At 47.4% G+C, this 23,164-nt stretch carries 25 protein-coding genes; 24 read left to right on the forward strand and 1 reads right to left on the reverse strand.

The genetic code is table 11. From position 1 onward, the window contains the following. Positions 1-208 precede the first annotated feature (208 nt). From spoIVA to DC345_RS03595, 5 genes are all read left to right on the forward strand, one after another. Positions 209-1,687: a stage IV sporulation protein A gene (gene spoIVA / locus DC345_RS03575; RefSeq protein WP_076288931.1), complete on the forward strand. Its 1,479-nt coding sequence runs from the start codon at positions 209-211 to the stop codon at positions 1,685-1,687. 217 nt (positions 1,688-1,904) lie between these two features. Beyond that, complete coding sequence (locus DC345_RS03580; RefSeq protein WP_113051943.1) at positions 1,905-3,002, forward strand: sugar ABC transporter substrate-binding protein; 1,098 nt, start codon at positions 1,905-1,907, stop codon at positions 3,000-3,002. Positions 3,003-3,109: 107 nt separating this feature from the next. After that, positions 3,110-4,627 carry a sugar ABC transporter ATP-binding protein gene (locus DC345_RS03585; protein ID WP_113051944.1) on the forward strand — a complete coding sequence of 506 codons (1,518 nt, stop codon included), beginning with the start codon at positions 3,110-3,112 and terminating at the stop codon, positions 4,625-4,627. Next, positions 4,624-5,610, forward strand: a complete 987-nt coding sequence (locus DC345_RS03590; RefSeq protein WP_063566763.1) for an ABC transporter permease — start codon at positions 4,624-4,626, stop codon at positions 5,608-5,610. The genes DC345_RS03585 and DC345_RS03590 overlap by 4 nt, the downstream gene beginning before the upstream one ends. Before the next feature lie 220 nt (positions 5,611-5,830). Then, positions 5,831-6,103: an HU family DNA-binding protein gene (locus DC345_RS03595; protein ID WP_024630670.1), complete on the forward strand. Its 273-nt coding sequence runs from the start codon at positions 5,831-5,833 to the stop codon at positions 6,101-6,103. Between the two features lie 66 nt (positions 6,104-6,169). Here DC345_RS03595 and DC345_RS31620 read toward each other — a convergent pair whose 3' ends face one another. After that, positions 6,170-6,331, reverse strand: coding sequence for a hypothetical protein (locus DC345_RS31620; protein ID WP_181586473.1), 162 nt, complete (start codon positions 6,329-6,331; stop codon positions 6,170-6,172). A gap of 147 nt (positions 6,332-6,478) precedes the next feature. On the opposite strand from DC345_RS31620, the gene mtrB reads away from it, so the two are divergent. The 19 genes from mtrB (at position 6,479) to trpA (ending at position 23,100) form a co-directional block, all read left to right on the forward strand. Next, positions 6,479-6,700 (forward strand): trp RNA-binding attenuation protein MtrB, encoded by a 222-nt coding sequence (gene mtrB, locus DC345_RS03600; RefSeq protein WP_024630669.1) that lies wholly within the window; start codon positions 6,479-6,481, stop codon positions 6,698-6,700. Positions 6,701-6,798: 98 nt separating this feature from the next. Continuing rightward, positions 6,799-7,350, forward strand: coding sequence for a hypothetical protein (locus DC345_RS03605; protein ID WP_113051945.1), 552 nt, complete (start codon positions 6,799-6,801; stop codon positions 7,348-7,350). Between the two features lie 101 nt (positions 7,351-7,451). Further along, positions 7,452-8,315, forward strand: a complete 864-nt coding sequence (locus DC345_RS03610) for a heptaprenyl diphosphate synthase component 1 (protein ID WP_113051946.1) — start codon at positions 7,452-7,454, stop codon at positions 8,313-8,315. A gap of 15 nt (positions 8,316-8,330) precedes the next feature. After that, on the forward strand, positions 8,331-9,059 hold the full coding sequence (locus tag DC345_RS03615) for a demethylmenaquinone methyltransferase (RefSeq protein ID WP_076288936.1): 729 nt from the start codon (positions 8,331-8,333) through the stop codon (positions 9,057-9,059). Further along, positions 9,052-9,918, forward strand: coding sequence for a UbiA-like polyprenyltransferase (locus tag DC345_RS03620; RefSeq protein ID WP_063566766.1), 867 nt, complete (start codon positions 9,052-9,054; stop codon positions 9,916-9,918). The genes DC345_RS03615 and DC345_RS03620 overlap by 8 nt, the downstream gene beginning before the upstream one ends. Positions 9,919-9,920: 2 nt before the next feature. After that, complete coding sequence (locus DC345_RS03625; protein WP_113051947.1) at positions 9,921-10,538, forward strand: UbiX family flavin prenyltransferase; 618 nt, start codon at positions 9,921-9,923, stop codon at positions 10,536-10,538. 337 nt (positions 10,539-10,875) lie between these two features. Next, positions 10,876-11,850, forward strand: coding sequence for a polyprenyl synthetase family protein (locus tag DC345_RS03630; protein ID WP_113051948.1), 975 nt, complete (start codon positions 10,876-10,878; stop codon positions 11,848-11,850). 191 nt (positions 11,851-12,041) lie between these two features. Beyond that, a complete protein-coding gene (ndk, locus tag DC345_RS03635) occupies positions 12,042-12,485 on the forward strand; it encodes a nucleoside-diphosphate kinase (protein WP_063566769.1) in 444 nt (147 codons plus the stop codon). A gap of 24 nt (positions 12,486-12,509) precedes the next feature. Beyond that, positions 12,510-13,304 carry a CheR family methyltransferase gene (locus DC345_RS03640; RefSeq protein WP_113051949.1) on the forward strand — a complete coding sequence of 265 codons (795 nt, stop codon included), beginning with the start codon at positions 12,510-12,512 and terminating at the stop codon, positions 13,302-13,304. A gap of 245 nt (positions 13,305-13,549) precedes the next feature. Further along, positions 13,550-14,719, forward strand: coding sequence for a chorismate synthase (gene aroC, locus DC345_RS03645; protein WP_063566771.1), 1,170 nt, complete (start codon positions 13,550-13,552; stop codon positions 14,717-14,719). Between the two features lies 1 nt (position 14,720). Then, a complete protein-coding gene (aroB, locus tag DC345_RS03650) occupies positions 14,721-15,815 on the forward strand; it encodes a 3-dehydroquinate synthase (protein WP_113051950.1) in 1,095 nt (364 codons plus the stop codon). 5 nt (positions 15,816-15,820) lie between these two features. Continuing rightward, on the forward strand, positions 15,821-16,198 hold the full coding sequence (gene aroH, locus DC345_RS03655; protein WP_063566773.1) for a chorismate mutase: 378 nt from the start codon (positions 15,821-15,823) through the stop codon (positions 16,196-16,198). 7 nt (positions 16,199-16,205) lie between these two features. Beyond that, complete coding sequence (locus DC345_RS31625; protein ID WP_181586474.1) at positions 16,206-16,388, forward strand: hypothetical protein; 183 nt, start codon at positions 16,206-16,208, stop codon at positions 16,386-16,388. A 517-nt stretch (positions 16,389-16,905) separates the two neighbouring features. Beyond that, positions 16,906-18,477: an anthranilate synthase component I gene (gene trpE / locus DC345_RS03660; protein ID WP_113051951.1), complete on the forward strand. Its 1,572-nt coding sequence runs from the start codon at positions 16,906-16,908 to the stop codon at positions 18,475-18,477. An 86-nt stretch (positions 18,478-18,563) separates the two neighbouring features. Next, complete coding sequence (gene trpD, locus DC345_RS03665; RefSeq protein WP_397333630.1) at positions 18,564-19,586, forward strand: anthranilate phosphoribosyltransferase; 1,023 nt, start codon at positions 18,564-18,566, stop codon at positions 19,584-19,586. Then, entirely contained in the window at positions 19,576-20,367 is a 792-nt protein-coding gene (gene trpC, locus DC345_RS03670; RefSeq protein WP_113051952.1) for an indole-3-glycerol phosphate synthase TrpC, read from the forward strand. The genes trpD and trpC overlap by 11 nt, the downstream gene beginning before the upstream one ends. After that, positions 20,364-21,101 carry a phosphoribosylanthranilate isomerase gene (locus DC345_RS03675; protein WP_113051953.1) on the forward strand — a complete coding sequence of 246 codons (738 nt, stop codon included), beginning with the start codon at positions 20,364-20,366 and terminating at the stop codon, positions 21,099-21,101. Before trpC ends, DC345_RS03675 begins: the two co-directional genes overlap by 4 nt. After that, positions 21,098-22,297 carry a tryptophan synthase subunit beta gene (gene trpB, locus DC345_RS03680; protein ID WP_113051954.1) on the forward strand — a complete coding sequence of 400 codons (1,200 nt, stop codon included), beginning with the start codon at positions 21,098-21,100 and terminating at the stop codon, positions 22,295-22,297. Before DC345_RS03675 ends, trpB begins: the two co-directional genes overlap by 4 nt. Next, positions 22,294-23,100 (forward strand): tryptophan synthase subunit alpha, encoded by an 807-nt coding sequence (trpA, locus tag DC345_RS03685; protein ID WP_113051955.1) that lies wholly within the window; start codon positions 22,294-22,296, stop codon positions 23,098-23,100. The genes trpB and trpA overlap by 4 nt, the downstream gene beginning before the upstream one ends. Positions 23,101-23,164 lie beyond the last annotated feature (64 nt).

Here is a 23,164-nt window from a genome sequence, read left to right on the forward strand (position 1 = left end):
ATACATAAGATGATACTAGTCCAATTGCATGTACGAGTTAACGCCGCTTTCGCCGGTTTCATCAGAATGCAACGTTCGGCGGCGGACGACTTCCGGGCACTCACAAAGGCGGCTCTACCGTTGCAGGGATTTCAGTCTTCTGATTGAAAAAACGAAGCGGATGCTCTTTAGCATTTTTCCTTCGGAGTAATTTAGGGAGGGGATTTCATTGGAGAAAGTGGACATTTTTAAGGACATTGCCGAGCGGACCGGAGGGGATATCTATCTCGGGGTTGTCGGCGCAGTCCGGACAGGTAAATCAACATTTATCAAACGTTTCATGGAAACGATTGTACTGCCAAACATCACAAACGAGGCAGACCGCGGAAGGGCAGTAGATGAACTGCCACAGAGCGCAGCTGGCAAAACAATCATGACTACGGAGCCCAAATTCGTACCGAATAACGCGGTTCAAATCAAGGTCGCCGAGGGACTTGATGTCAATGTGCGCCTTGTGGATTGTGTAGGTTACGCAGTGGAAGGTGCCAAGGGATACGAGGATGAGAATGGACCACGCATGATCTCCACGCCTTGGTTCGAAGAACCGATTCCTTTCCAGGAAGCTGCCGAAATTGGTACACGCAAAGTCATTCAGGAGCATTCCACATTGGGTGTGGTGGTGACAACAGATGGCACGATCGCTGAGATTGCCCGGAGTTCCTATGTGGAATCAGAGGAACGCGTCATAGCCGAACTGAAGGAAGTAGGCAAACCGTTTGTATTAGTGATCAACTCGACTCGCCCTCGCAGTGAAGAAGCGCTGCAATTGCGCAGTGAGCTTGCTGCCAAGTATGACATTCCGGTTATGACACTCAGTGCAGCTACAATGACCGAAGATGATGTGACAGGTGTACTTCGCGAAGTGCTGTATGAGTTCCCAGTACATGAAGTGAATGTGAATTTGCCGAGCTGGGTGATGGTGCTGAATGAAAATCACTGGCTGCGCAGCAACTATGAAAATTCCGTTCGCGACACGGTTAAGGATATCCGCAGGCTGCGTGACGTGGATCGGGTTGTTGCTCAGTTCATGGAATATGAATTCATCGACCGAGCCGGTCTGAGTGGCATGAACATGGGGCAAGGTGTGGCAGAAATTGATCTGTATGCACCGGATGAATTATATGATCAGATCCTCGTGGAAGTTGTTGGTATTGAGATTCGAGGCAAGGATCATCTGCTGCAACTGATGCAGGAATTCTCCCATGCGAAGAGGGAGTATGATCGCTTTGCTGAGGCCCTGGAGATGGTCAAAACGACTGGCTACGGCATTGCGGCTCCATCCCTCGCTGAAATGGCACTGGATGAACCAGAACTCATCCGGCAGGGTACCAAATTCGGCGTCCGCCTGAAAGCAACCGCACCATCCATTCACATGATCCGTGTCGATGTGGAATCGGAGTTTGCACCGATTATCGGAACGGAGAAACAGAGTGAGGAACTGGTGAGGTACTTGATGCAGGACTTCGAGAACGATCCAATCAAGGTATGGGATTCAGATATGTTCGGTCGTTCGCTGCATTCCATCGTGAGAGAAGGCATTCAGGGTAAAATTGCAATGATGCCAGATAACGCACGATACAAATTGCAAGAGACACTGGGACGCATCATTAACGAAGGTTCAGGTGGATTAATTGCCATAATTCTGTAAGTCCAAAAGGCCGTAGGGGTAACCCTCGCGGTCTTTTTCTTGTTTTATTTTCATGATTCTGGATGAACTGGATAAGATGCTTTAGTTTCGAATAAAAACTTAGTGAGTTTTAGCTTTAAATTGCTAAAACCCATTTACATACTAGGGATTAGCCGTTATATTAATATTCAACTATTGTGATCGAGATCACAGAGAGTGTGAACAGGGGGAGAAAGAGATGAGAGGGAAAAATACAAAATGGGTATGGTTGAGTGTGTTGCTTGTATTTACACTAGCGCTGTCCGCTTGCGGAATTAAAAAAGAACCTGCTTCAACTACAGCTTCCGGCGCAGCAGAGGACAAGCCTCAAACCGAAGCAGTAACAGGTCCACTTAGCGGAAAACGAATTGCACTGATTATGGAATTTAACACAGGTACGTTCTCACAACAATACGTTCAAGGCGTTAAAGAAGAAATCGAAAAATTCGGAGGACAACTGACTACGTTTGTCGCCGATAATGATAAAGCCAAAATGGTATCGCTGCTCGATAGCGCAATTAATCAGAAATTCGATGCCATTCTGACGGATCACGGGGATTCCCTACTGGAGCCTGGTGTGAAAAAAGCAGTAGAACAAAATATCCCGGTTGTTGTGTTCGATGCAGACATTAGTGTTCCAGGAGCAACAGTGTTGTCCCAGGATGATCAGAAGATGGCTGAACTTACGCTGGAGCAAATGAAAAAAGATATTAACGGACAAGGCAATATCGTAAAAGTATGGGTTGCCGGGTTTGCACCAATGGAACGTCGTCAAGTTGCCTATGGCAAGTTCCTGAAAGAGAATCCGGACATTAAGGAGATTGCAACGTTTGGTTCAGCACAGAACCCGGCGCTGGATACACAAGCCAAAATGGAAGCGATCCTGAAACAATATCCAAAAGGTGAAATCACGGCGGTATGGACTGCATGGGATGAGTTTGCTAAAGGTGCAGCGCGTGCCATCCAGCAAGCTGGACGTGACGAGATCAAGGTATATGGTATTGATATGAGTGATGAAGATTTGCAGATGATCCAGGATCCGAAAAACCCATGGGTAGCTTCTGCAGCGGTTGATCCAACAGACATTGGACGTGTTCAGGTTCGATATGCATACCAGAAGCTGAACGGGGACGAGACAGAGGATCAAGTGGTTCTCAACCCGGTTTATGTACAGCGTGATGCACTGCCTGACAAACAAATCTCCACCTCAGAGCTGTCCGAGTATGTTGAGGGCTGGGGAGGAAGTACACAGGGAATTAAGGATTGGATGTCGGAATACGGAGTTACTGCCAAATAAAACAGCGTAACGGAGGCGCGCCGCAAGGCGCGCTTTTTCCAACCATGATGAAAAAACTACATGAGAAAAGTGATACTCCCAGAGGGGAGCGATTGGAGGTTGGCGTCATGAGTACTGCATCGATTCTGCTTCAAATGAAACATGTCCACAAGCAGTTTGCAGGCATTCCTGCACTGAAAGACGTGGAGTTCTCCGTCAAAGGCGGGGAAATTCATGCGCTGCTTGGTGCGAATGGTGCTGGCAAGAGCACATTGATGAAAATTCTGTCTGGTGCCTATCAACTGGACCAGGGCACCATCCAATTAAATGGGCAAACGCTTCATCTGAATTCACCAGGAGATGCCAAAGCGAATGGAATTCACTGTGTGTACCAGGAGGTGGATGCTGCGCTGGTTCCCCAATTGACAGCGGCCGAGAACATTATGCTGGATCAATTGGCGTCGCCTGGCGGAGGTTGGTGGAAAAGTCCGCGGAAATTGCAACAGCGTGCGGCTGAAGCTTTGCAGCAATTAGGAGCGGATATATCCATTCACAAAAAAGTAGCCGACCTGACACTCGCGGAGAAGCAGATGATTCTGCTCGCACGTATCCTGATTCAGGATGCCAAGGTCATTATTTTTGATGAACCAACTGCACCGCTGAGCCAGGAAGAAACAGATGCCTTTTTCCGAATCGTTCATTTATTGAAAGAACGTGGAGTGGCATGTATTTTTATTACGCACCGTCTTCCTGAAGTTACAAGTCACTGTGACCGCGTTACCGTTATGAGAGATGGACAACATGTGTTCACGCGTGAGGCAAAAGAGCTTACGATTAATGATTTGGTGACGCAGATGCTCGGAAAACCGTTTGAGGAAGAGTTCCCCAAGACAGAAGCACCGCTAGGTGAAGTGCTGCTGGAAGCAAGAGGACTTCGGCGTGGAGTCCGTGTCAAGGGTGTGGATCTCTCTCTTCGTCGAGGTGAAGTGCTTGCTGTGGTAGGGCTTGTAGGTGCAGGGAAAACGGAATGTTCCCGCTTGTTGATTGGTGCAGATCGGCTGGAAAGTGGAGAGATTCGGCTTAACAATCGTGAAATTCGTCTTTCCCAACCTGCTGATGCTGCGGCTCTGGGCATTGTCTCCGTACCTGAGGAACGGCGGAAACAAGGGATTCTGATTGAGGAAAACGTGGAACGGAATTTGAGCCTGCCTTTGCTTGGACATCTTAGTAGATTGGGCTTTGTAAGTCGAAAGCGAGAGCGAGAGAATGCGGAGTCTTTAGTGCAGCAGCTCGGTATCAAAACATCGTCAGTACGGCAGGAAGTGAAGTATTTAAGCGGTGGCAATCAGCAAAAGGTGGCCATTGGCAAATGGCTAAATGCGGATGCAGACGTCTTTATCTTTGATGAGCCGACAAAAGGTGTGGATATCGGCGCCAAAAGTGACATCTTTCGCATCATTAACGAACTGGCTTTGGCGGGTAAAGCTGTTATCTATTTCACGTGTGAACTGGATGAAGGACTGGGCATTGGCGATCGGATTGCAGTCATGTGTGAAGGGACAATTGTAAAGGAATTCAAACGGGGCGAGACTAACCAAGAACAGCTGCTATACTATGCAAGCGGTGGACAAGAGGTGGAAGCATGAAGGATAAATCATTGGATTTTGCGTTCCGTTATGGCGCGATTATCGTAATTATTGGTGTTATAGCATTTTTCGGTATTAAGTTGCCTTATTTCTTTACGTACAGTAACTTGACCGATATTTTGGGTTCAATCTCTATCGTGACATTTGTGGCGATTGGTGTTACCTTATCTCTCATTGTAGATGGATTTGATCTTTCGGTGGGGGCAACCGTCTCGCTGACTACTGTCGTTACCGCATCATTAATGATTTGGTATCAGCAGCCGCTTGCAGTTGTCATTATCGTCCCACTGATCATTGGGGCTGTAATTGGATGGCTTAATTCCTTGCTAATTGTGAAACTCCGTATTCCGGATCTGCTGGCTACACTGGCCACGATGTACATTATCGGTGGAATTCACAAAACGTATGCTCAAGGATACACGATCTATAACCATATGCAGTTTCCAGACGGAAGCAAGGCTGCCGGAGAAATGGACCCCACATTTCTGCAGCTTGGGCAGGGAAAATGGCTGGGAATGCCGATTTCCGTCATCCTGCTGCTCATTGCAGTTATCGGTGTGCATATCTTTTTGACGTATACGAAGTATGGGCGCCAAATGTACGTTACGGGGGGCAATGAAGAAGCGGCACGCCTATCCGGTATCAAGGTGAAAAAGGTGCGCACACTCGCCTATGTAGCTGCTGGAGTGTTTGCTGCAATTGGCGGTATTATCTATGCATCTAAAGTGGGTTCTGGGCAAATTGATGCGGGTTCACCGTTGTTAATGGAATCCGTGGCCGCTGTGTTTGTCGGATTCTCCGTATTTGGTGCAGGTAAACCAAACGTGATCGGAACATTCATAGGCTCGGTTCTAATTGGTGTACTGGTGAACGGTTTGACTATGATGAATGTTCAATATTTCACTCATGATATTGTAAAAGGTGGGGTACTCGTGCTTGCCCTGGCGGTTACATTTTACGTGTTAAACCGCAACCGCACTTGAAATTGTGTGCTGTCTGTATTAGTATAAAATTTGTTCGGCGTCTGAAACAACCTTTGTTTCAGGCGACATTCTGCCAGAAATGACTGTTGACCGAAGGCCGAGATTTCTGTTCATCACGCTCAAGATGTACGTAGATTTTTTGTGTATGAACGTATATTTCGCTATAAAACGGAAACACAGTATAACATTCAGGACATTGATTCAGGAGGTGAAAAAACAAATGAACAAATCAGACTTGATTACACACGTGTCCGAAGCGACTGAATTGTCCAAAAAGGATGTAACGAAAGCGGTTGATGCCGTATTCGAAGCAATCTCTGAGGCTCTTCAAAGCGGAGACAAAGTACAATTGGTTGGTTTTGGGAACTTCGAAGTTCGCGAGCGCTCTGCACGTAAAGGACGCAACCCGCAAACAGGTGAAGAAATCGAAATTCCTGCGAGCAAAATTCCTGCATTCAAACCAGGTAAAGCGCTCAAAGACGGAATTAAATAAGATTTCTACATATTCCATATGTCGACAAAAAGACCGTGACTTGTTCACGGCCTTTTCTTTTGTCCTTTAATTAATTTTCTTCCTGCCATCTTGCGATTCCGGATCATCCGGTTGCTGGGCATAGGCAATCAGAATAAGTTCTTCTCCAGCGGCTGCGGACAGATGCTGTTCGGTTTCTTTTAACTGGTGAATATGCTCGTCTGTCAGTGCTGCGGGAATGTACTTCATAGAGACTCTCCTTTCTGTGGCTGGATCACTTGTAGTATGACCTGGGAGTAACAGATTATTGCGCTCCATTCACATAAGGGCTGGTTGACAAATGAAACAATATTTATCATCATTAACGCTATTGAACAAGGAGAGGGGATGTGCGTGATGGATCATCCAACCGGCAGTGATTATATCGTAATTAAGGCGGAGGAGAACGGTGTTCAGGTGATTGGCTTAACCCGGGGTCAGGATACCCGCTTCCACCATACGGAGAAACTGGATAAGGGAGAAGTCATGTTTGCCCAGTTTACCAATCATACTTCCGCCATTAAAATCCGTGGAAAAGCTACCCTGATTACAAAGCATGGCCAGATTCAGTCGGAATAATGAAAATTGCAGGCATAGCCTGCTTTTTTTCATTGTACAATGAGGTATGAGCCTTTACCGGACAGACTACACTAACAGGTAAGGGCAGGGAGGCATTTATGAAACCGCGGATGATCGTGACTGCTTCACTGCTGGCAACGGTTGCGGCGGTCCTTCTGCTTGTTGCCATACAAACCTTACATATGCGTACCTGGGGCGGTGAAAACGTACAACCCGTTTCTGCGGCGCAGCATCCTGTCCAGCTGACAGAAGACAATCTGGTGGATGTGCTGAGCACCATGAAATTATCGACACCCATTGCCAGGGTGGAGTGGAAACAATCCATTTTGACGCTTGATCTAAAGGTTACCGGAACCAGCACAAGTTACACTGAAATCTATGGCAATATGGCCGCTGTGGCAGATCTGGGCTTTCGAAGTCTCGATAACGTGGAACAGGTGATGCTGCGTGTTATGGCAGAGGATGAATGGCTTCACAAAAGACATCTGTTGCTCGCTGCCGATTTTCGACGTGGGGAATGGCCGATGTATGCAATCGAAACGCTTCGAGACTGGAATAGTCCGATCCTCTCGGACGAATTGAAGGACTGGTTTCACATGATGGAGACCGAACTTTGGAAGAAGCAATTCGAAATGTCAAGTCAGGGGTAATAGAATAGCATGATTCAGTGCGTGCCCGATAAACATATGCTATAATATATAAGATTGTAGTGCAGAAATGGTTTAACAATGCAAAGGCTCGGAGGCTGAGAATGAATTCATATCGCGTACCCCAACTAGCAAAGAAATATACGGATTACGACATGATTCGACAACATACGGAAATCCCATCATTTCCGGATAGCCGGGCTCGTCTGCTGCAGGTATTTGTGGGCCGCACAGACGAAAAGGTTCATGATGAGCTATACGCTCTTGCAACCTCGCTCGTTCAGTTGGCCATGGATACGCATGATCGAATCGATACGATATCCGGAGAGCGTAGAGAACTGGAGATGCGCTCACGCCAGCTGAACGTGCTTGCCGGAGATTATTTCAGTAGCCGTTTCTATCAGTTGCTTGCCCATGCAGGCAAAATTGAAATGATCGGTAAACTTAGTGGTGCTGTATCCGAAGTGAATGCACGCAAGATGACGCTGTATGAACGGATGAAAAAGCTTCTCGTTTCGGCTGAAGAATACTTGCGTGAAACAGTACAGCTGAAGATGCAGCTGTTTCTTTCTTTTACAGGCATGATCCGCGATAACGAAGCTTCGCTATGGAACGATCTGTTGGCCGAATTCAGCTACTGCGAGGCAATTATGGTAGAGCTGCGTCGGATGAATGACGAACAGAGTTTTTATCACAGTTATGCTTTCTGGCATATTTACGAGTACGGTAATGACGATGAGCGGAAAATGCTGCGTCAGTCCGAGCCGGATACAAGAGCATGGAGCGGTATGGTGCTGAAGTATCGGATCGGCGAGTTTTTGCTGGACAAGCTTCGTGAGTGTACACACCGTATACAACTGTTGCTGCAAGACGAGGAAGATCAACTGGGTCTGCATGAGATCAATGCAATCCTGGAGCCTTACCTGACGTATTTGCAGCCTTCACATGCGGCAGTTAGGGAAGATTGAGGGGGAGACAGACGAATGGGGAGCGGAGAGACCAAACCTAAAGAAGAATTTGTCCATTCTGTTTTTCAGAGTATAGCTGGTAAATATGACGTCATGAATGATATTCTGAGTTTCCGCAGACACAAGGCTTGGCGTAAATTTACCATGAAGAAAATGAATATGTCCAAAGGCGATACCGGTCTCGATTTGTGCTGCGGCACGTGTGACTGGACACTTGCCATGGCTCAGGCAAGTGAAACGGGTCACATGCATGGACTTGATTTTAGCAGCAATATGCTGGAAGTTGGACAGACCAAAGTTGATGCTGTAAACCGTCAGAAACAGATCACGCTGGTTCAAGGCAATGCGATGTCACTTCCCTTTGAAGACAATTCATTTGATTATGTCACCATTGGATTTGGTCTGCGCAATGTACCGGATCTCAGACAGGTTCTGTCAGAGATGAAGCGTGTAGTGAAGCCAGGAGGCATGGTAGTTTGTCTGGAGTTGTCTAAGCCGACATGGCAACCATTCAAAGCTATTTATTATTTTTATTTCGAACAACTATTACCGAACATTGCCAAATTGTTTGCCAAACGTTATGAGCAGTATAAATGGCTGCCGGACTCACTGGCACTTTTTCCAGGTAGGAAGGAACTGGCCGACATTTTTGCAGAAACCGGATTAAAGCAAGTGCAGGCCTATCCTCTGACCGGAGGTATTGCGGCATTGCATATTGGAACCAAGGAGAATCAGCATGTTTAGGAAAATTCGCATCTTTTTAGAAATGATTAAGATTGAACATACGCTTTTTGCATTACCTTTTGCATTTATGGGGGCCATTCTCGGTTCCATGGTAGTGAATGATACATTCCCGACCTGGATGCAGATTATGTGGGTATTACTGGCTATGATTGGTGCAAGAAGCGCTGCTTTTGGCTTGAACCGCATGATTGACCAGGCCATAGACAAGAAAAATCCACGTACCGCGATGAGAGCAATTCCGGCCGGTTTGTTGAAAAACGGTGAGGTCGTTATTTTTATCATAGTATCATTTGTGCTCTTGTTCTGGGCCTCATCCAACCTTAACGTGTTATCCATGCAGTTGCTGCCGATAGCTGTATTTATGCTGGTATTGTATTCATATACCAAACGTTTCACCTGGTTGTGCCACGTAGTTCTGGGTATGACCATTGGTCTGGCTCCACTTGGGGGTTGGGTAGCGGTAACGGGTACGATGGATTGGACAGCGATTGTACTGTACGTTACGATTGTGTTCTGGACTGCAGGATTCGATATCATCTATGCATGTCAGGATCTGGATTTTGATCAGGGCGAGGGACTTCATTCCATACCTTCCCGTTTTGGTCTTAACAAATCATTGCAGATCGCAAAGTTCTTTCACGTGATTACCGCAATCGGTTTTCTTGCTTTGTTATTGTTGACCGATCTGAGCTGGTGGTATGGAGCCGGAATGTTGATTACTTATGGTATTCTCTTCTATGAACACTATATTGTATCGCCAAATGACATGAGCCGGGTACAAACCGCATTCTTTACAATGAACAGTGTGCTCAGCCTGGTTGTATTTACGTTTACTTTAATTGATCTGGCGGTGAAATAAAGATGCAGCAGCCGGACAATAAACGACTAGTTGTCGGAATTACCGGGGCCAGTGGAAGTATATATGGCATTAGATTAATTGAAACGCTGCTTGATCTTGAGTACACCGTGCATCTGGTGATCTCCAATGCCGGGTGGCGTGTATTAAAAGAAGAAATGGACTGGGATGTTACGAATCGGGACCGCGTGCTGGAAGAAAAATTCGGCAACCGTGCGGGTTCCCTGCTCTATCATCCCGTTAGTGATATTGGTGCTTCCATCGCAAGTGGTTCTTTCTTGGCAGAAGGCATGATTATAATGCCTTGCTCCATGGGCACTCTTTCATCGATTGCACAAGGGTCGTCGGACAATCTGATGTCCCGGGCTGCTGATGTCATGATGAAAGAGGGAAGAACGCTGATTTTGGTGCCACGTGAGACGCCACTGCATGCCATCCATCTGGAAAACATGCTGAAGCTCTCACGGCTTGGTGTCCGGATGATACCGGCCATGCCTGCTTTTTATTACAAACCCCAAACGATGGATGAGTTGATTCTGTTTCTGGTGGGCAAAGTGCTTGATAGTCTGCGCATCCCGCATCAACTGTTTACCAGATGGGGAGAACCGGATGAACGGGGATAGCTTCCTAGCTTCCTGCAATTTTGAATCTGCTGACCGAATTGCAGGGGGAATTTGCCGTCCCCCAATCCCGGGGTATTGGTGAGCGCTGATGGTGATGTTTGGATGAACCACAGCCTTGACCCATGCTCCGGCAACTTCTGTACTTATGTTTCAGAACAAGTCGCAGAGTTTAATTCCCGGATGTCGGCCTTGACATTCGAAGAAGATTAGTACGTCTAGAAGAACACAAGCAGGAAAGGCAAGCCCTGGTTTTTCGTTATGCCTGCAGGCCCGACTTGCTGGAGGGGAAGGTAAGCATGGATTTATGGACTGACAATACGCTGACACGGGTGAACGAATGAAACTATTGGATATTTTCGGGTTGTTAAAAAAAGACATGGACTACATTGAAAAAGAGTTGTATCGCAGTGTTCAGGGAGAACAGAAGCTGCTAAGTGAAACGTCGCTTCACCTGCTCAAGGCAGGGGGTAAGCGTTTGCGTCCGGTATTTGTGTTACTCGGTGGGAAATTTGGTACATACGACATTGAACGACTGAAGCTGGTAGCGGTTCCGCTGGAACTGATTCATTCGGCTTCTCTGGTTCACGATGATGTTATTGATAATGCTGCAACGCGGAGAGGTAAACCAACGGTGAAGTCCAAATGGGATAATCGGATTGCCATGTACACCGGAGATTACATTTACGGCAAGGCACTTGAGATGACTGCGGGCCTGTCCGATCCGGCGATACACCGTATTCTGGCCAAAGCGATGGTGCAGATGTCCATTGGTGAAATGGAACAAATTCGTGACTTTTTCAATACGGGGCAAAGTGTACGTAACTATCTCTTGCGAATTCGACGCAAAACGGCACTTCTTATTGCTGTCAGCTGCCAGCTGGGGGCGCTTGCTACTCGTGCGCCGGAACATGTATCTTCGTTGCTGTATACCTACGGTTATAATGTGGGTATGGCATTCCAGATTCAGGACGATGTCCTTGATCTGGTTGGGACTGAGAAGCAGCTTGGTAAGCCTCCAGGCAGTGATATGAAGCAGGGAAATATTACGCTGCCTGTACTGTATGCATTGCAGGAAGCCGACTTGCGTGAGCCTTTGCTGGAGGAGATAACCCGCGTTCAGCACGAGGAGGGACGGGCGAGTGCATCCGATGCGATTGGAATGATTCGCCAAAGTCAAGGAATTGCTAAAGCAGAAGCCCTGGCCGACCGATATATGAAGAAAGCGCTCGATGCTCTGGATCAACTGCCTAACATCAAGACCACCAAAAACTTGCGTGATATCGCTCATTTTGTGGTCAAACGTACGCATTAATATGTTTGGGCATTACTCTGCTATGGGTGGAGTCATTCTTGAATGGAGTTCCTCGTTTAGCTGTTCTCACTCAAAAAAAATAACATTCATGTGATATTCCTCATTGGGAGGATTTGGACATGTATGTTACAATCAAAGGGATTACGTTTACATAATGAAATAACTTTGAACCGTGAGTGAGGAGTGAGCCTATGGATCGTACATTTTTGATGGTGAAACCGGATGGTGTGCAGCGTGGATTGATAGGGCGTATCGTTAGCCGTCTGGAAGATAAAGGATTTAAGTTGGTGGCAGGCAAACTGGTGCAGATGTCTGAAGATCAGGCCAAACGCCATTATGCTGAACATGAGGGGAAACCGTTCTTCGATGATCTGGTTCGTTTTATCACATCTGGACCTGTATTTGCTATGGTCTGGGAAGGTGACGACATCGTGGCACTTGCGCGCATCGTAATCGGGAAAACCAATGTGAAGGAAGCGGCTCCGGGTACAATTCGCGGAGATTTCGCCAGCCACACACCGCATAATCTGATTCATGGGGCGGATTCACCGGAAAGCGCCACTCGTGAAGCAGCAAACTTCTTTACTCCGGATGAGCTGGTAACGTACGACAAGAGCATCGCAGCCTGGTTGTAATTTTTTAGCCAGAAGGGTGATACGATGCTGGAGCAGGAACAACTACTAGACCCGGATTACGCCGGATTTATTCGGAAAATCAAAGAGAGCACAGGCATTGATCTTGCTCAATACAAGGAAGGCCAGATGAAAAGACGGCTGACCACACTTCGTAACAAAAACGGATTTCATACGTTTTCTATCTTTTTTGATGCCATGCAAAAGGACAAGTCCCTGTTTTATGAGTTTCTGGACCGAATGACCATTAACGTCTCGGAATTTTGGCGTAACCCTAATCGCTGGGAAGTACTGCGGGATGAAATCCTGCCTGAGTTATTGGGTTCGAAGCGTGGCGTTAAAGTGTGGAGTGCCGCTTGTTCCACAGGCGAAGAACCTTACACTCTGGCGATGATTCTGGACACGATGGGCATTCTGAAAGGAAGCTCCATTACGGCAAGTGACTTGGATGAAGGTGCTCTCGCCAAAGCCAAGGAAGGGCGTTATATGGAACGCTCGCTCAAAGATGTTCCGAAGGAAACGGCCAATCGTTACTTCAAGCAGGATGGCTTGGTGTACCGTATTGATGAACAACTGAAAAGTTCAGTCAAGTTCATGAAGCAAAATCTGTTGCTGGATCGTTTTGACGAAGGGTATGATCTGATTGTGTGCCGAAATGTCATGATCTATTTTACTGAGGAAGCCAAAAACCTGTTGTATCACAAGTTTGCAACAAGTTTGCGTCCAGGTGGTATTTTGTTCGTGGGCAGTACGGAACAAATTTTCTCCCCGGGACAATATGGTCTGGAGACAGCGGAAACATTCTTTTATCGCAAAAAATAATTTCAATTATTTCATAACCGTCTGGCATGCACATGTGAATGTGTCCAGGCGGTTATTTGCATAATGGATGAAAGGATATTTCTCAGACACGTCAGAATCTCAATCAATCCCCAATCGAGTCCTATCCATTTCGGACAAGAAACGACCCGCTTTCTTGTCAAAGCCGGTCAGCTATACTATAATAAGCAAAGAAATTATGGGATTTTAGCAATGTGAAGTTTAACAGTTTAAAGGGGGAACGTATTATGAGTTTACGCTATTTAACCGCAGGGGAGACGCACGGACCCCAATTAACCGCAATTATTGAAGGATTACCAAGCAATCTGAATATTGATTTTGAAGAACTGAATTTTCAGCTTCACCGCCGCCAGAAGGGATACGGCCGTGGACGCCGCATGCAAATTGAGAAGGATCAGGCCAATTTCGTTGGTGGTATCCGTCACGGATATACAACGGGTGCTCCCGTAGCGTTGGTTGTTCAAAATAATGACTGGAAACACTGGCAGAATATTATGAATATTGAGCCGATTGAAGGCAGTGACGAAGAGAAACGTCGCGTTCATCGTCCACGTCCGGGACATGCCGACTTGAATGGTGGGCTCAAATATAACCTGAAAGATTTGCGTAATGTACTGGAACGTTCCAGTGCCCGTGAAACAACGGTGCGTGTAGCATGTGGTGCTATTGCACGTCAATTCCTTGCTGAATTCGGAATCAAAGTAGCTGGACGTGTGCTGCGTATCGGAGAAATCGAAGCTCCTTATCAGGATCTGCCGATCGATGAACTGATTGAAGTGACAGAAGCTTCCTCCGTACGTGTAACTGATGCCGAAACTGAGAAAAAGATGGAAGCCTACATTGATCAGATCAAGCAGGAAGGCGACTCCATCGGAGGAATCGTGGAATGTATCGTTGAAGGGGTACCTGTAGGGCTTGGTAGCCACGTACAGTATGACCGGAAACTCGATGCACGGATTGCTCAGGGTGTGATGTCCATTAACGCATTCAAGGGTGTGGAAATTGGTATTGGGTTCGAAGCTGGAACGATTCGTGGTTCTCAAGTGCATGATGAAATCGTGCATAGTGAAGAGCGTGGTTATCATCGAGCTACCAACCGTTTGGGCGGATTCGAGGGCGGAATGACTAACGGTATGCCAGTAGTGGTACGTGGAGTTATGAAACCTATTCCTACGTTGTACAAACCGCTTCAAAGTGTGGATATCGATACTAAAGAAGCATTTACTGCTCAGGTCGAGCGTTCTGATGCATGTGCTGTTCCGGCAGCGAGTGTCGTTATGGAGCATGTGGTGGCCTGGGAAATTGCAAAAGCTTTCCTTGAGAAATTTGGTGGAGATTCCATGGAGGAAATCCGAGCGAACTTTGCCAACTACAATAATCAACTGGAGAATTACTAAGATGCGCCAGCTGACAGTGCAGTTGGAGGAGCGCTCTTATCCAATCCTGATTGGCAGCGGCCTGTTGGCTCAAGCACCTCAATATTTTGAGCAATATGGCTTAACCAAAAAAAGCCCCTTACTCATTATTACTGATGAGCATGTGGCACCCAAATACTTGTCCGATCTGGAACAAACACTGCGCACGGCTGGTTTTACAGTCGTCTCCGCAGTTGTTCCATCGGGTGAAACGTCGAAATCCCTTTCGGTATACCAGGATATGATGACTGTCGCCATTGAAGGCAAACTGGATCGCAGTTCGGCGATTGTTGCTCTAGGCGGGGGTGTTGTAGGGGATCTGGCTGGTTTTGTTGCTGCTACATATATGCGTGGAATCAAGTTTGTACAGGTACCTACGACGATCCTGGCGCATGACAGCAGTGTTGGCGGCAAAGTAGCTGTCAATCATCCGCTGGCTAAAAATATGATCGGTGCATTCCATCAGCCAGAGCTGGTACTCTATGATGTGGATACGCTTCAAACCTTACCGCCACGCGATGTCTCGGCTGGTTTGTCAGAAATGCTGAAGCACGGACTAATTCGGGATGAAGCTTTTGCATACTGGTGTGAGGAGCATGCGGATGAGCTGCTTGCCCTTGATCCAGAGGCCCTGGGATATGGCTTGGAACGAGGATGTGGTATCAAGGCAGAGATTGTATCACGTGATGAACGGGAAAATGGAGAACGCGCTTTGTTAAACCTGGGTCATACGATTGGTCATGCTATTGAAGCCATTGCCGGTTACGGAGAATTTCTGCATGGTGAAGCCATCTCGATTGGTATGGCGGGCTCGGCATTGCTCGGCGAGAAGTTGGGAGCCCCAGCAGGACTTTATGACGATACGGTTCGCATGTTGCGTTCATTGCGCCTGCCGGTAACGATGCCAAAACATTTGGATACAGATGCATTAATGAATGCAATGATGCACGACAAAAAGTTCCGTGAGGGCCATATGGTCTTCATTATTCCTGACCGGATCGGCGCTGCCAGAATTGTGAAGGATGTACCGGTTACGGCAGTACGCGAAGTCATTGAAATGCTCAAGAAGGGAGATTAAAAGCGATGGTTACTCGGGGAATTCGCGGGGCTACTACGGTCACGCATAATAACGAAGAACATATTTTGAAAGAAACGGCTGTACTATTGCAGGAAATCGTGGATCGTAACGAGATCCAACCCGAAGATATTTGCAGTGTGTGGATTACAATGACTGGAGACCTGGATGCTGCTTTCCCGGCAAAGGCAATTCGCCAGTTGGATGGCTGGGAGCTTGTACCCTTGATGTGTGCGTTGGAAGTTCCGGTTGCAGGCGCCTTGCCGCAGTGCATTCGTTTTATGGTACATGTTAACACTGCAAAAGGTCAAAATGAAATCAACCATGTGTATCTTAACGGTGCACAGTCTCTACGTCCTGATTTGGCGGCACCTTCCAATTCGTAAATTTAGAGTGGTTGTCAAATCATTCGGAATGATGTATAGTGAGAACCAGTTGAGTAGAGTAGAGATTGAGCTGAGAGCAGCTGAGATGAGTGGAGTATATAGCAGAGTCCAGCGGGTGGTAACCGGAGTAACAGAAGCCGGTCAACTGATTCGCGGTACGTCGTGCTACGGAATTATTAGAACAGGATGAAGGAAAGTAAACCATGTCTAGCGACATCGTTTTGTTTAGGTATAACACGACTGATATCCTCATGCATCTCATGAATGAATGAGTGCTATGGGTAAGAAACAGTGTATGCTTGGACATTCCCTTTGTATATGATGAATTTAAGACTTCTTAATTCATCCATACAACAGTCTGTGTGATAATTCGGTAAGGATGCATGTATAGGGACTTGTTATTTATGAAGCACCAACCTGTTGAAACAGCTTATAACCAAACCTCTACCTGATGGTAGAGGTTTTTTTGTTGTATATTGAATTGTTTCTTCTACCCATATAGGTTCAACTAAACTTTTTACACAAAAACGGTGAGGACAGAAATAACCTGAAGAAGCGGAGCGTTCGCCTTTATCACCGGATTTTCCCTTTAGAAAGAGAATCAAAAAATCTGGGGATAACAGCGATCGGAAGGTTGTTCTGTCATCGGAGTGCTCAGTGTAAACCTCTTTAGTTGAACTTATATAAATCTGAAAGGACGTGATCTGATGATAACGCCAAACGTTAATCAAGTACTGAAAATGTCGAATGAATATAATCTGATTCCGGTAGTCAAACGGATTCTGGCAGACATGGAGACCCCGATTCGGATTTTTCGCCGTTATGCTGACAACGACCGGGCATTTCTGCTGGAAAGTGTGGAGGGTGGAATTCAATGGGCTAGATATTCCTTCATCGGTACAGATCCGTTCCTGATGATCTCCGCCAAAAAAGGCCGGATCGTGGTAGAAGAAGCGGGACAGACTCGAGAATTGCCAGGTAAGCCGATTGAAGAACTCAAAGCGCTGCTGCGTAAGTATCGCAGTCCGAAAGATGATGAACTGCCGCCATTTACAGGCGGGGCCATTGGTTTCTTTGGATACGATCTGCTGCAATATTATGAGAAGCTTCCGGCTCACGCGCTGGATGATCTGAAAATGGATGATATTCGCTTCATGTTCTGTGACCAGATTATCGTGTTTGACCATGTGAAGCAGCAGATGCTGCTGGTGGGCAATGTTCACGTGAAAGACGGTGCAACGGATGATGATATCCGTCAAGCTTATGCTTTAACTTCTGAGAAGCTGGAACAGGCGGCTGAACGCTTGCAGCAGCAAGGACCAGGGGAGAACCTGAATCCGCGTTCCATTCCAGGAGACGTGGAATTGGGGGATATTCGTTCCAATCTCACGAAGGAACAGTTTATCGGGAATGTAGAGCAGGCCAAAGAGTACATTCGGGCAGGAGATATTTTTCAAGTGGTATTATCCCAACGTTTCCATATTGATACCGAAGTATCTCCGCTGCATGTATATCGCGTGCTTCGGACGTTGAATCCATCGCCCTACATGTATTATCTGAAGATGGACGACGAAATTATTGTAGGTACTTCACCGGAAGCGTTGGTAAAAGTGGATGGAAACCGCGTAGAGACACGGCCGATTGCGGGAACTCGTCCAAGGGGAGCTACGGAAGCAGAAGATCGTGCATTGGCCGCAGACCTGCTGCAGGATGAGAAGGAACGTGCAGAGCACCTGATGCTGGTTGATCTGGGACGTAATGATCTGGGACGTGTATCTAACTTCGGAACTGTGAAATGTGACATGTTCATGGAAATTGAACGATATTCCCATGTCATGCACATGGTGTCCAACGTTACAGGCGAGCTTAGAGAAGACAAGGATTTCTTTGATGCATTTCTTTCATGTTTACCAGCGGGTACGGTATCCGGTGCGCCGAAGCTGCGTGCGATGGAGATTATCGCGGAACTGGAAAAAGAAGCACGGGGTGCATATGCAGGTGCTATCGGTTATCTTGGTTTCTCGGGTAATATGGACTCCTGTATTACAATCCGAACGATTATTTTCAAAAAGGGAAAAGCTTATGTGCAGGCTGGAGCCGGAATCGTATGGGATTCGGTGCCTGAGAATGAATATGAAGAAACCGTAAATAAAGCCAAAGCTTTGCTGAAGGCGATTCGTACAGCAGAAGCGATGTTTCCTGCCAAAGAGAAGGATCACACCTTGAAACTTGCCAACCCCGATTATTTTGTTACCCCAGCCACGGCTGCACAAAACTGAGAGAGGAGAGACCGGAAATGAATATGAACCCAGTCATGAATGAAGAATCCGAGCGGTTCGCAACTGAAGTTAGTCATGCGGAAGGGATGAAGAATGGCCTTGCCAAAATTTTGGAGGGCAGCCATCTGGAACAGGCAGAAGCGCGCGACTTGATGTACTCCATCATGAGAGGTGAGGCGACTCCGGCTCAAATCGGAGGTTTGCTTATGGGCTTGCGGATGAAGGGGGAAACGGTTGATGAAATCACGGGGTTTGCCGAAGCCATGCGTGGACAGGGGGGGCGAATCCTGACCGACGGCAATGGACTGCTGGACACCTGTGGAACAGGTGGTTCAGGTATTCATAAGTTCAACATTTCAACGGCATCGGCGATCATTGCTTCAGCTGTTTCTGTCCGGGTGGCGAAGCATGGTAATCGTTCTGCATCAGGCAAGGCGGGCAGTGCCGATGTACTTGAAGCATTGGGCGTGAATATTCATCTGGACGGAGAGCAGGCGAGACAATGTCTCGATGAGATCGGAATCTGTTTCTGTTTTGCTCAAGTGTACCATCCTTCCATGAAACATGCTGCTGCGCCAAGAAAAGAGCTGGGTGTGCGTACGATCTTTAACATGCTCGGACCTCTAACCAATCCTGCTGGAGCGGATCGACAATTGCTTGGTTTATACGACCGCAGCCGGACACCGATGATCGCTGAAGTGCTGAATCGATTGGGTCTGAAAAGAGCTTTGGTTGTAGCAAGTCATGATGGACTGGATGAAATCAGCATTTCCGCACCTACCCAGGTTTCCGAGCTGCGTAATGGTGAAGTGCATACGTATGACATTGATCCACGTGATATGGGATTATCGTTACATCCGCTGGAATCGGTTCTTGGAGGAGATGCGGCTCAGAATGCCGAAATTATTAAAAGGATCTTCCAGGGAGAACGGAGCGCATACCGCGATGTCGTTCTGCTGAATGCCGGGGCGTGCATCTATGTATCCGGTCTGGCGAATACCATTGCAGAAGGCGTGTTGATGGCGACAGAAGCTGTAGACTCCGGCAAAGCTGCCGGGAAGCTGGAACAGTTAATTCATACAACGGAGGCGTACAGTCATGTATCTTGATCGAATCGTAGCAACCAAACATAAAGAAGTTGAAGTTCTCGCCCAAACATTTCAGATGAACGATGCGCTGAAAAAGATAGAGTCTTTACCTAATACTCGTGGATTCGAACGTGCTCTATCAGAGAGACGTAACCGTAAGCTGGGTCTCATAGCCGAAGTGAAGAAGGCTTCTCCGTCCAAAGGACTGATTCGTCCTGATTTCCATCCGATAGAGATTGCTTCCGCATACGAACGGGCTGGTGCGGATTGTATATCCGTATTGACCGACGTTTCTTATTTCCAGGGAAATAGCGAATACTTGCAGGCCATTCATGAAGCTGTGAACATACCGCTACTGCGCAAGGATTTTATTATAGATGAGCGACAGATTGCCGAGGCAAGGCTGCTTGGTGCGGATGCCGTTTTGCTGATTGCGAGCATTCTGACACCCGAACAGATGCGTCAATATCTGACATTTGCCAAGAGTCTGGGCCTTGATGCATTAATTGAAGTCCATGACCGTGCTGAACTGGAGCAAGTACTCGATATTCCGCAGGCAACACTTGTGGGCATCAACAACCGCAATCTGAAAACGTTCGAAACGAGTCTGAACACCACGTTGGATTTGATGAACTTGATTCCGGATGGGGTAACATTAATCAGTGAAAGTGGAATTGACGGCCCTCAGCCATTGGAATCTCTTATTGAGGCAGGTGTGCATGGTATCCTTGTTGGGGAGCATCTGATGCGCAAGGACGATGTTGAAGCTGCGGTATATGAACTGATGGGACCAAAAGCATGAATGCAATCAATCATGACGGTACAAGCAGCAGAGACGTGGATCTGCGAAACCGGCCGGCAGCGGCTGTAAAAATATGTGGACTTCAGGACGTTGAAGTGCTAAAATCGATGATAAACTTGCCTGTGGATTACGTTGGTGTTGTTTTTGCCCCATCCCGTCGCCGTATTACACCTGAACAGGGTGCGGAGCTAAGAACGGTTCTCTTGGACTGGACGATGTTCGATCGGCCGAAACTGGCGGGTGTTTTCGTGAATCCCACGCTCGAAGAGCTGGAAAGCATCATGCAGATTTCACGCCTGGATGTCATTCAGCTGCACGGACAGGAAACGCCGGAATTTTGTGAACAGGTGAAGCAGTGCTTCGGTAGCGAAGTGTTCAAGGCTTTCTCTTTTCCCAAAGAGGAAACAGGTTCATTAGCTGACGATGCCGCCTTGCTGGCACTTGATCCATATAAAAATGTGGTGGACGCCATATTGCTCGATACGTTTGACCCGCTCTATGGAGGGGGCTCCGGTAAAACCTTTGCCTGGGAACGAATTCCTTTCTACGCCGACTGGGCAAGAAAACATGGGATCGCGTTGTTCGTGGCAGGAGGATTACAGCCGGATAATGTGCAACAACTAATACAGACATATGCACCGGACGGCGTCGATGTATCCAGCGGCGTAGAATCCGAAGGTGTGAAGGATATAGCGAAAATTACAGCATTTGTAGAAAGGGTGAAGCAGGCATGACACATCAATTGCCGGATCAACACGGGCGTTTCGGTCCCTTCGGAGGCCGCTTTGTACCTGAGACATTAATGAACGCTCTGATCGAACTGGAGGAAGCTTACAGCCACTTCTCCGAAGATGAGGAATTCAACAAGGAACTGAATTATCTGCTAAGCGAGTATTCCGGACGGGAAACGCCTTTATACCATGCAGAGCAATTGTCCCGTCGCTTGGGTGGACCCAAAATTTATCTGAAACGTGAAGACCTGAACCATACAGGAGCGCACAAGATCAATAACGCTATTGGACAGGGATTATTGGCTAAACGGATGGGTAAAAAGAAAGTCATCGCCGAAACGGGTGCAGGACAGCATGGCGTTGCCACGGCAACCGTTGCTGCATTGCTGGGGCTTGAATGTAAAGTGTTTATGGGTGAGGAAGATACGCAGCGCCAACAATTGAACGTATTTCGGATGAAGCTGCTTGGGGCGGAAGTCATTCCGGTGACATCTGGCACGCGCACATTGAAAGATGCAGGTAACGAGGCGCTCCGCTACTGGGTTAGTAATGTGGAAGATACCTTCTACGTGCTTGGATCTGTAGTCGGTCCTCATCCGTATCCAATGATGGTACGTAACTTCCAACGAGTGATCGGTGATGAGACACGGCGCCAGATTCAGGAGATTGAAGGACGGTTGCCGGATGTGATTGTTGCAGCTGTAGGCGGCGGAAGTAATGCAATCGGTATGTTCTATCCGTTTATTGGTGATCAGGATGTGAAGCTTGTTGGTGTTGAAGCAGCAGGTAAAGGGGTGGACACCAAATTCCATGCGGCTACGATGAGCAAAGGGACACATGGTGTATTCCAGGGTTCGATGAGTTATCTACTGCAAGATGAATATGGACAAGTTCAGCCAGCCCATTCCATTTCAGCAGGACTTGATTATCCGGGGGTTGGTCCCGAGCATTCCTATCTCAAAGATATTAAACGTGCCAAATATGTTCCAATTACGGATCAGGAGGCATTGGATGCCTTGCAATTACTAAGCCGAACAGAAGGCATTATTCCCGCTTTGGAGTCAGCCCATGCTGTTGCCCAGGTCGTCAAGCTTGCGCCTGAACTCAGCGCTGATGATATCGTTGTGATCTGTCTTTCTGGTCGCGGTGACAAAGACGTTGAATCCATTATGAAATATACAGGAGGGGACTTGGCATGAACCTGATGGACCAGACCTTCCAGCATTTGAAAGAACAGAACCGGACAGCACTTATTCCATTCCTTACGGTTGGAGATCCAGATGTGGACACCACGGTGGAAATCATTAAGGAATTGGAACAGGCAGGAGCGGACATTTTGGAACTCGGAGTTCCCTATTCTGATCCGCTTGCAGATGGACCGGTAATCCAGCGTGCTTCCGAGCGTGCATTAAAAAGTCAGATCACGATTCGGACTTGTATGGAGACAGCAGCAAGAGCACGTGCTGCGGGTGTGAAAATGCCTTTTGTACTGTTCACCTACTATAATCCGGTGTTACAGACGGGACTGGATCTATTCTTTGACGAGTTGATCAAACATGAGATCAGTGGCATGATCATCCCGGATCTTCCGATTGAGGAAGCGGAGGATATGCGACGTCGTGCGGATGCTGCAGGTGTGCATTTGGTTCCGCTTGTAGCCCCTACGTCCAATGCGAGAATCGAACGTATTGTTACGGGAGCACGTGGTTTCATCTATTGTGTCTCTTCTCTTGGTGTCACGGGAGAGAGAGCTTCCTTTTTCGATGGGGTAGAGAGCTTCATTGAAACTGTAAAGAGCCTGACAGATCTTCCGGTCGCTGTTGGCTTTGGCATTTCCAGTCATGAGCAGGTGGCTCGTTTCTCCCGCATCTGTGACGGCGTTGTTGTGGGCAGTGCTATCGTTCGTCAGGTGGAGGAAGCTATACCTCTTCTTGGAAATCCGGATACTCGTCAGGCGGGACTGTTGCAAATTCGCAACTTTGTGGCACAATTAAAAGGATAGGGATTCAATGGTGTTACATCCCAGGGCATGCTCAGCACAGGCTGAGGCATGTCCATAACTATTT

Source organism: Paenibacillus taichungensis (genome assembly GCF_003287275.1).
Lineage (GTDB): Bacteria > Bacillota > Bacilli > Paenibacillales > Paenibacillaceae > Paenibacillus > Paenibacillus taichungensis_A.

Excerpts from the sequence above, each read along its gene's own strand:
- aroC (WP_063566771.1), top strand. The coding sequence starts at position 13,550 with ATGAGTTTACGCTATTTAACCGCAGGGGAGACGCACGGACCCCAATTA.
- trpD (WP_397333630.1), top strand. The coding sequence starts at position 18,564 with ATGAAGAATGGCCTTGCCAAAATTTTGGAGGGCAGCCATCTGGAACAG.
- trpE (WP_113051951.1), top strand. The coding sequence starts at position 16,906 with ATGATAACGCCAAACGTTAATCAAGTACTGAAAATGTCGAATGAATAT.
- DC345_RS03605 (WP_113051945.1), top strand. The coding sequence starts at position 6,799 with ATGAAACCGCGGATGATCGTGACTGCTTCACTGCTGGCAACGGTTGCG.
- DC345_RS03640 (WP_113051949.1), top strand. The coding sequence starts at position 12,510 with ATGCTGGAGCAGGAACAACTACTAGACCCGGATTACGCCGGATTTATT.
- DC345_RS31620 (WP_181586473.1), bottom strand. The coding sequence starts at position 6,331 with ATGAAGTACATTCCCGCAGCACTGACAGACGAGCATATTCACCAGTTA.
- trpA (WP_113051955.1), top strand. The coding sequence starts at position 22,294 with ATGAACCTGATGGACCAGACCTTCCAGCATTTGAAAGAACAGAACCGG.
- aroB (WP_113051950.1), top strand. The coding sequence starts at position 14,721 with ATGCGCCAGCTGACAGTGCAGTTGGAGGAGCGCTCTTATCCAATCCTG.
- DC345_RS03630 (WP_113051948.1), top strand. The coding sequence starts at position 10,876 with ATGAAACTATTGGATATTTTCGGGTTGTTAAAAAAAGACATGGACTAC.
- ndk (WP_063566769.1), top strand. The coding sequence starts at position 12,042 with ATGGATCGTACATTTTTGATGGTGAAACCGGATGGTGTGCAGCGTGGA.
- DC345_RS03590 (WP_063566763.1), top strand. The coding sequence starts at position 4,624 with ATGAAGGATAAATCATTGGATTTTGCGTTCCGTTATGGCGCGATTATC.
- aroH (WP_063566773.1), top strand. The coding sequence starts at position 15,821 with ATGGTTACTCGGGGAATTCGCGGGGCTACTACGGTCACGCATAATAAC.
- trpC (WP_113051952.1), top strand. The coding sequence starts at position 19,576 with ATGTATCTTGATCGAATCGTAGCAACCAAACATAAAGAAGTTGAAGTT.
- DC345_RS03615 (WP_076288936.1), top strand. The coding sequence starts at position 8,331 with ATGGGGAGCGGAGAGACCAAACCTAAAGAAGAATTTGTCCATTCTGTT.
- trpB (WP_113051954.1), top strand. The coding sequence starts at position 21,098 with ATGACACATCAATTGCCGGATCAACACGGGCGTTTCGGTCCCTTCGGA.
- DC345_RS03610 (WP_113051946.1), top strand. The coding sequence starts at position 7,452 with ATGAATTCATATCGCGTACCCCAACTAGCAAAGAAATATACGGATTAC.
- DC345_RS03675 (WP_113051953.1), top strand. The coding sequence starts at position 20,364 with ATGAATGCAATCAATCATGACGGTACAAGCAGCAGAGACGTGGATCTG.
- DC345_RS03625 (WP_113051947.1), top strand. The coding sequence starts at position 9,921 with ATGCAGCAGCCGGACAATAAACGACTAGTTGTCGGAATTACCGGGGCC.
- DC345_RS03585 (WP_113051944.1), top strand. The coding sequence starts at position 3,110 with ATGAGTACTGCATCGATTCTGCTTCAAATGAAACATGTCCACAAGCAG.
- mtrB (WP_024630669.1), top strand. The coding sequence starts at position 6,479 with ATGGATCATCCAACCGGCAGTGATTATATCGTAATTAAGGCGGAGGAG.
- DC345_RS03580 (WP_113051943.1), top strand. The coding sequence starts at position 1,905 with ATGAGAGGGAAAAATACAAAATGGGTATGGTTGAGTGTGTTGCTTGTA.
- DC345_RS03595 (WP_024630670.1), top strand. The coding sequence starts at position 5,831 with ATGAACAAATCAGACTTGATTACACACGTGTCCGAAGCGACTGAATTG.
- DC345_RS03620 (WP_063566766.1), top strand. The coding sequence starts at position 9,052 with ATGTTTAGGAAAATTCGCATCTTTTTAGAAATGATTAAGATTGAACAT.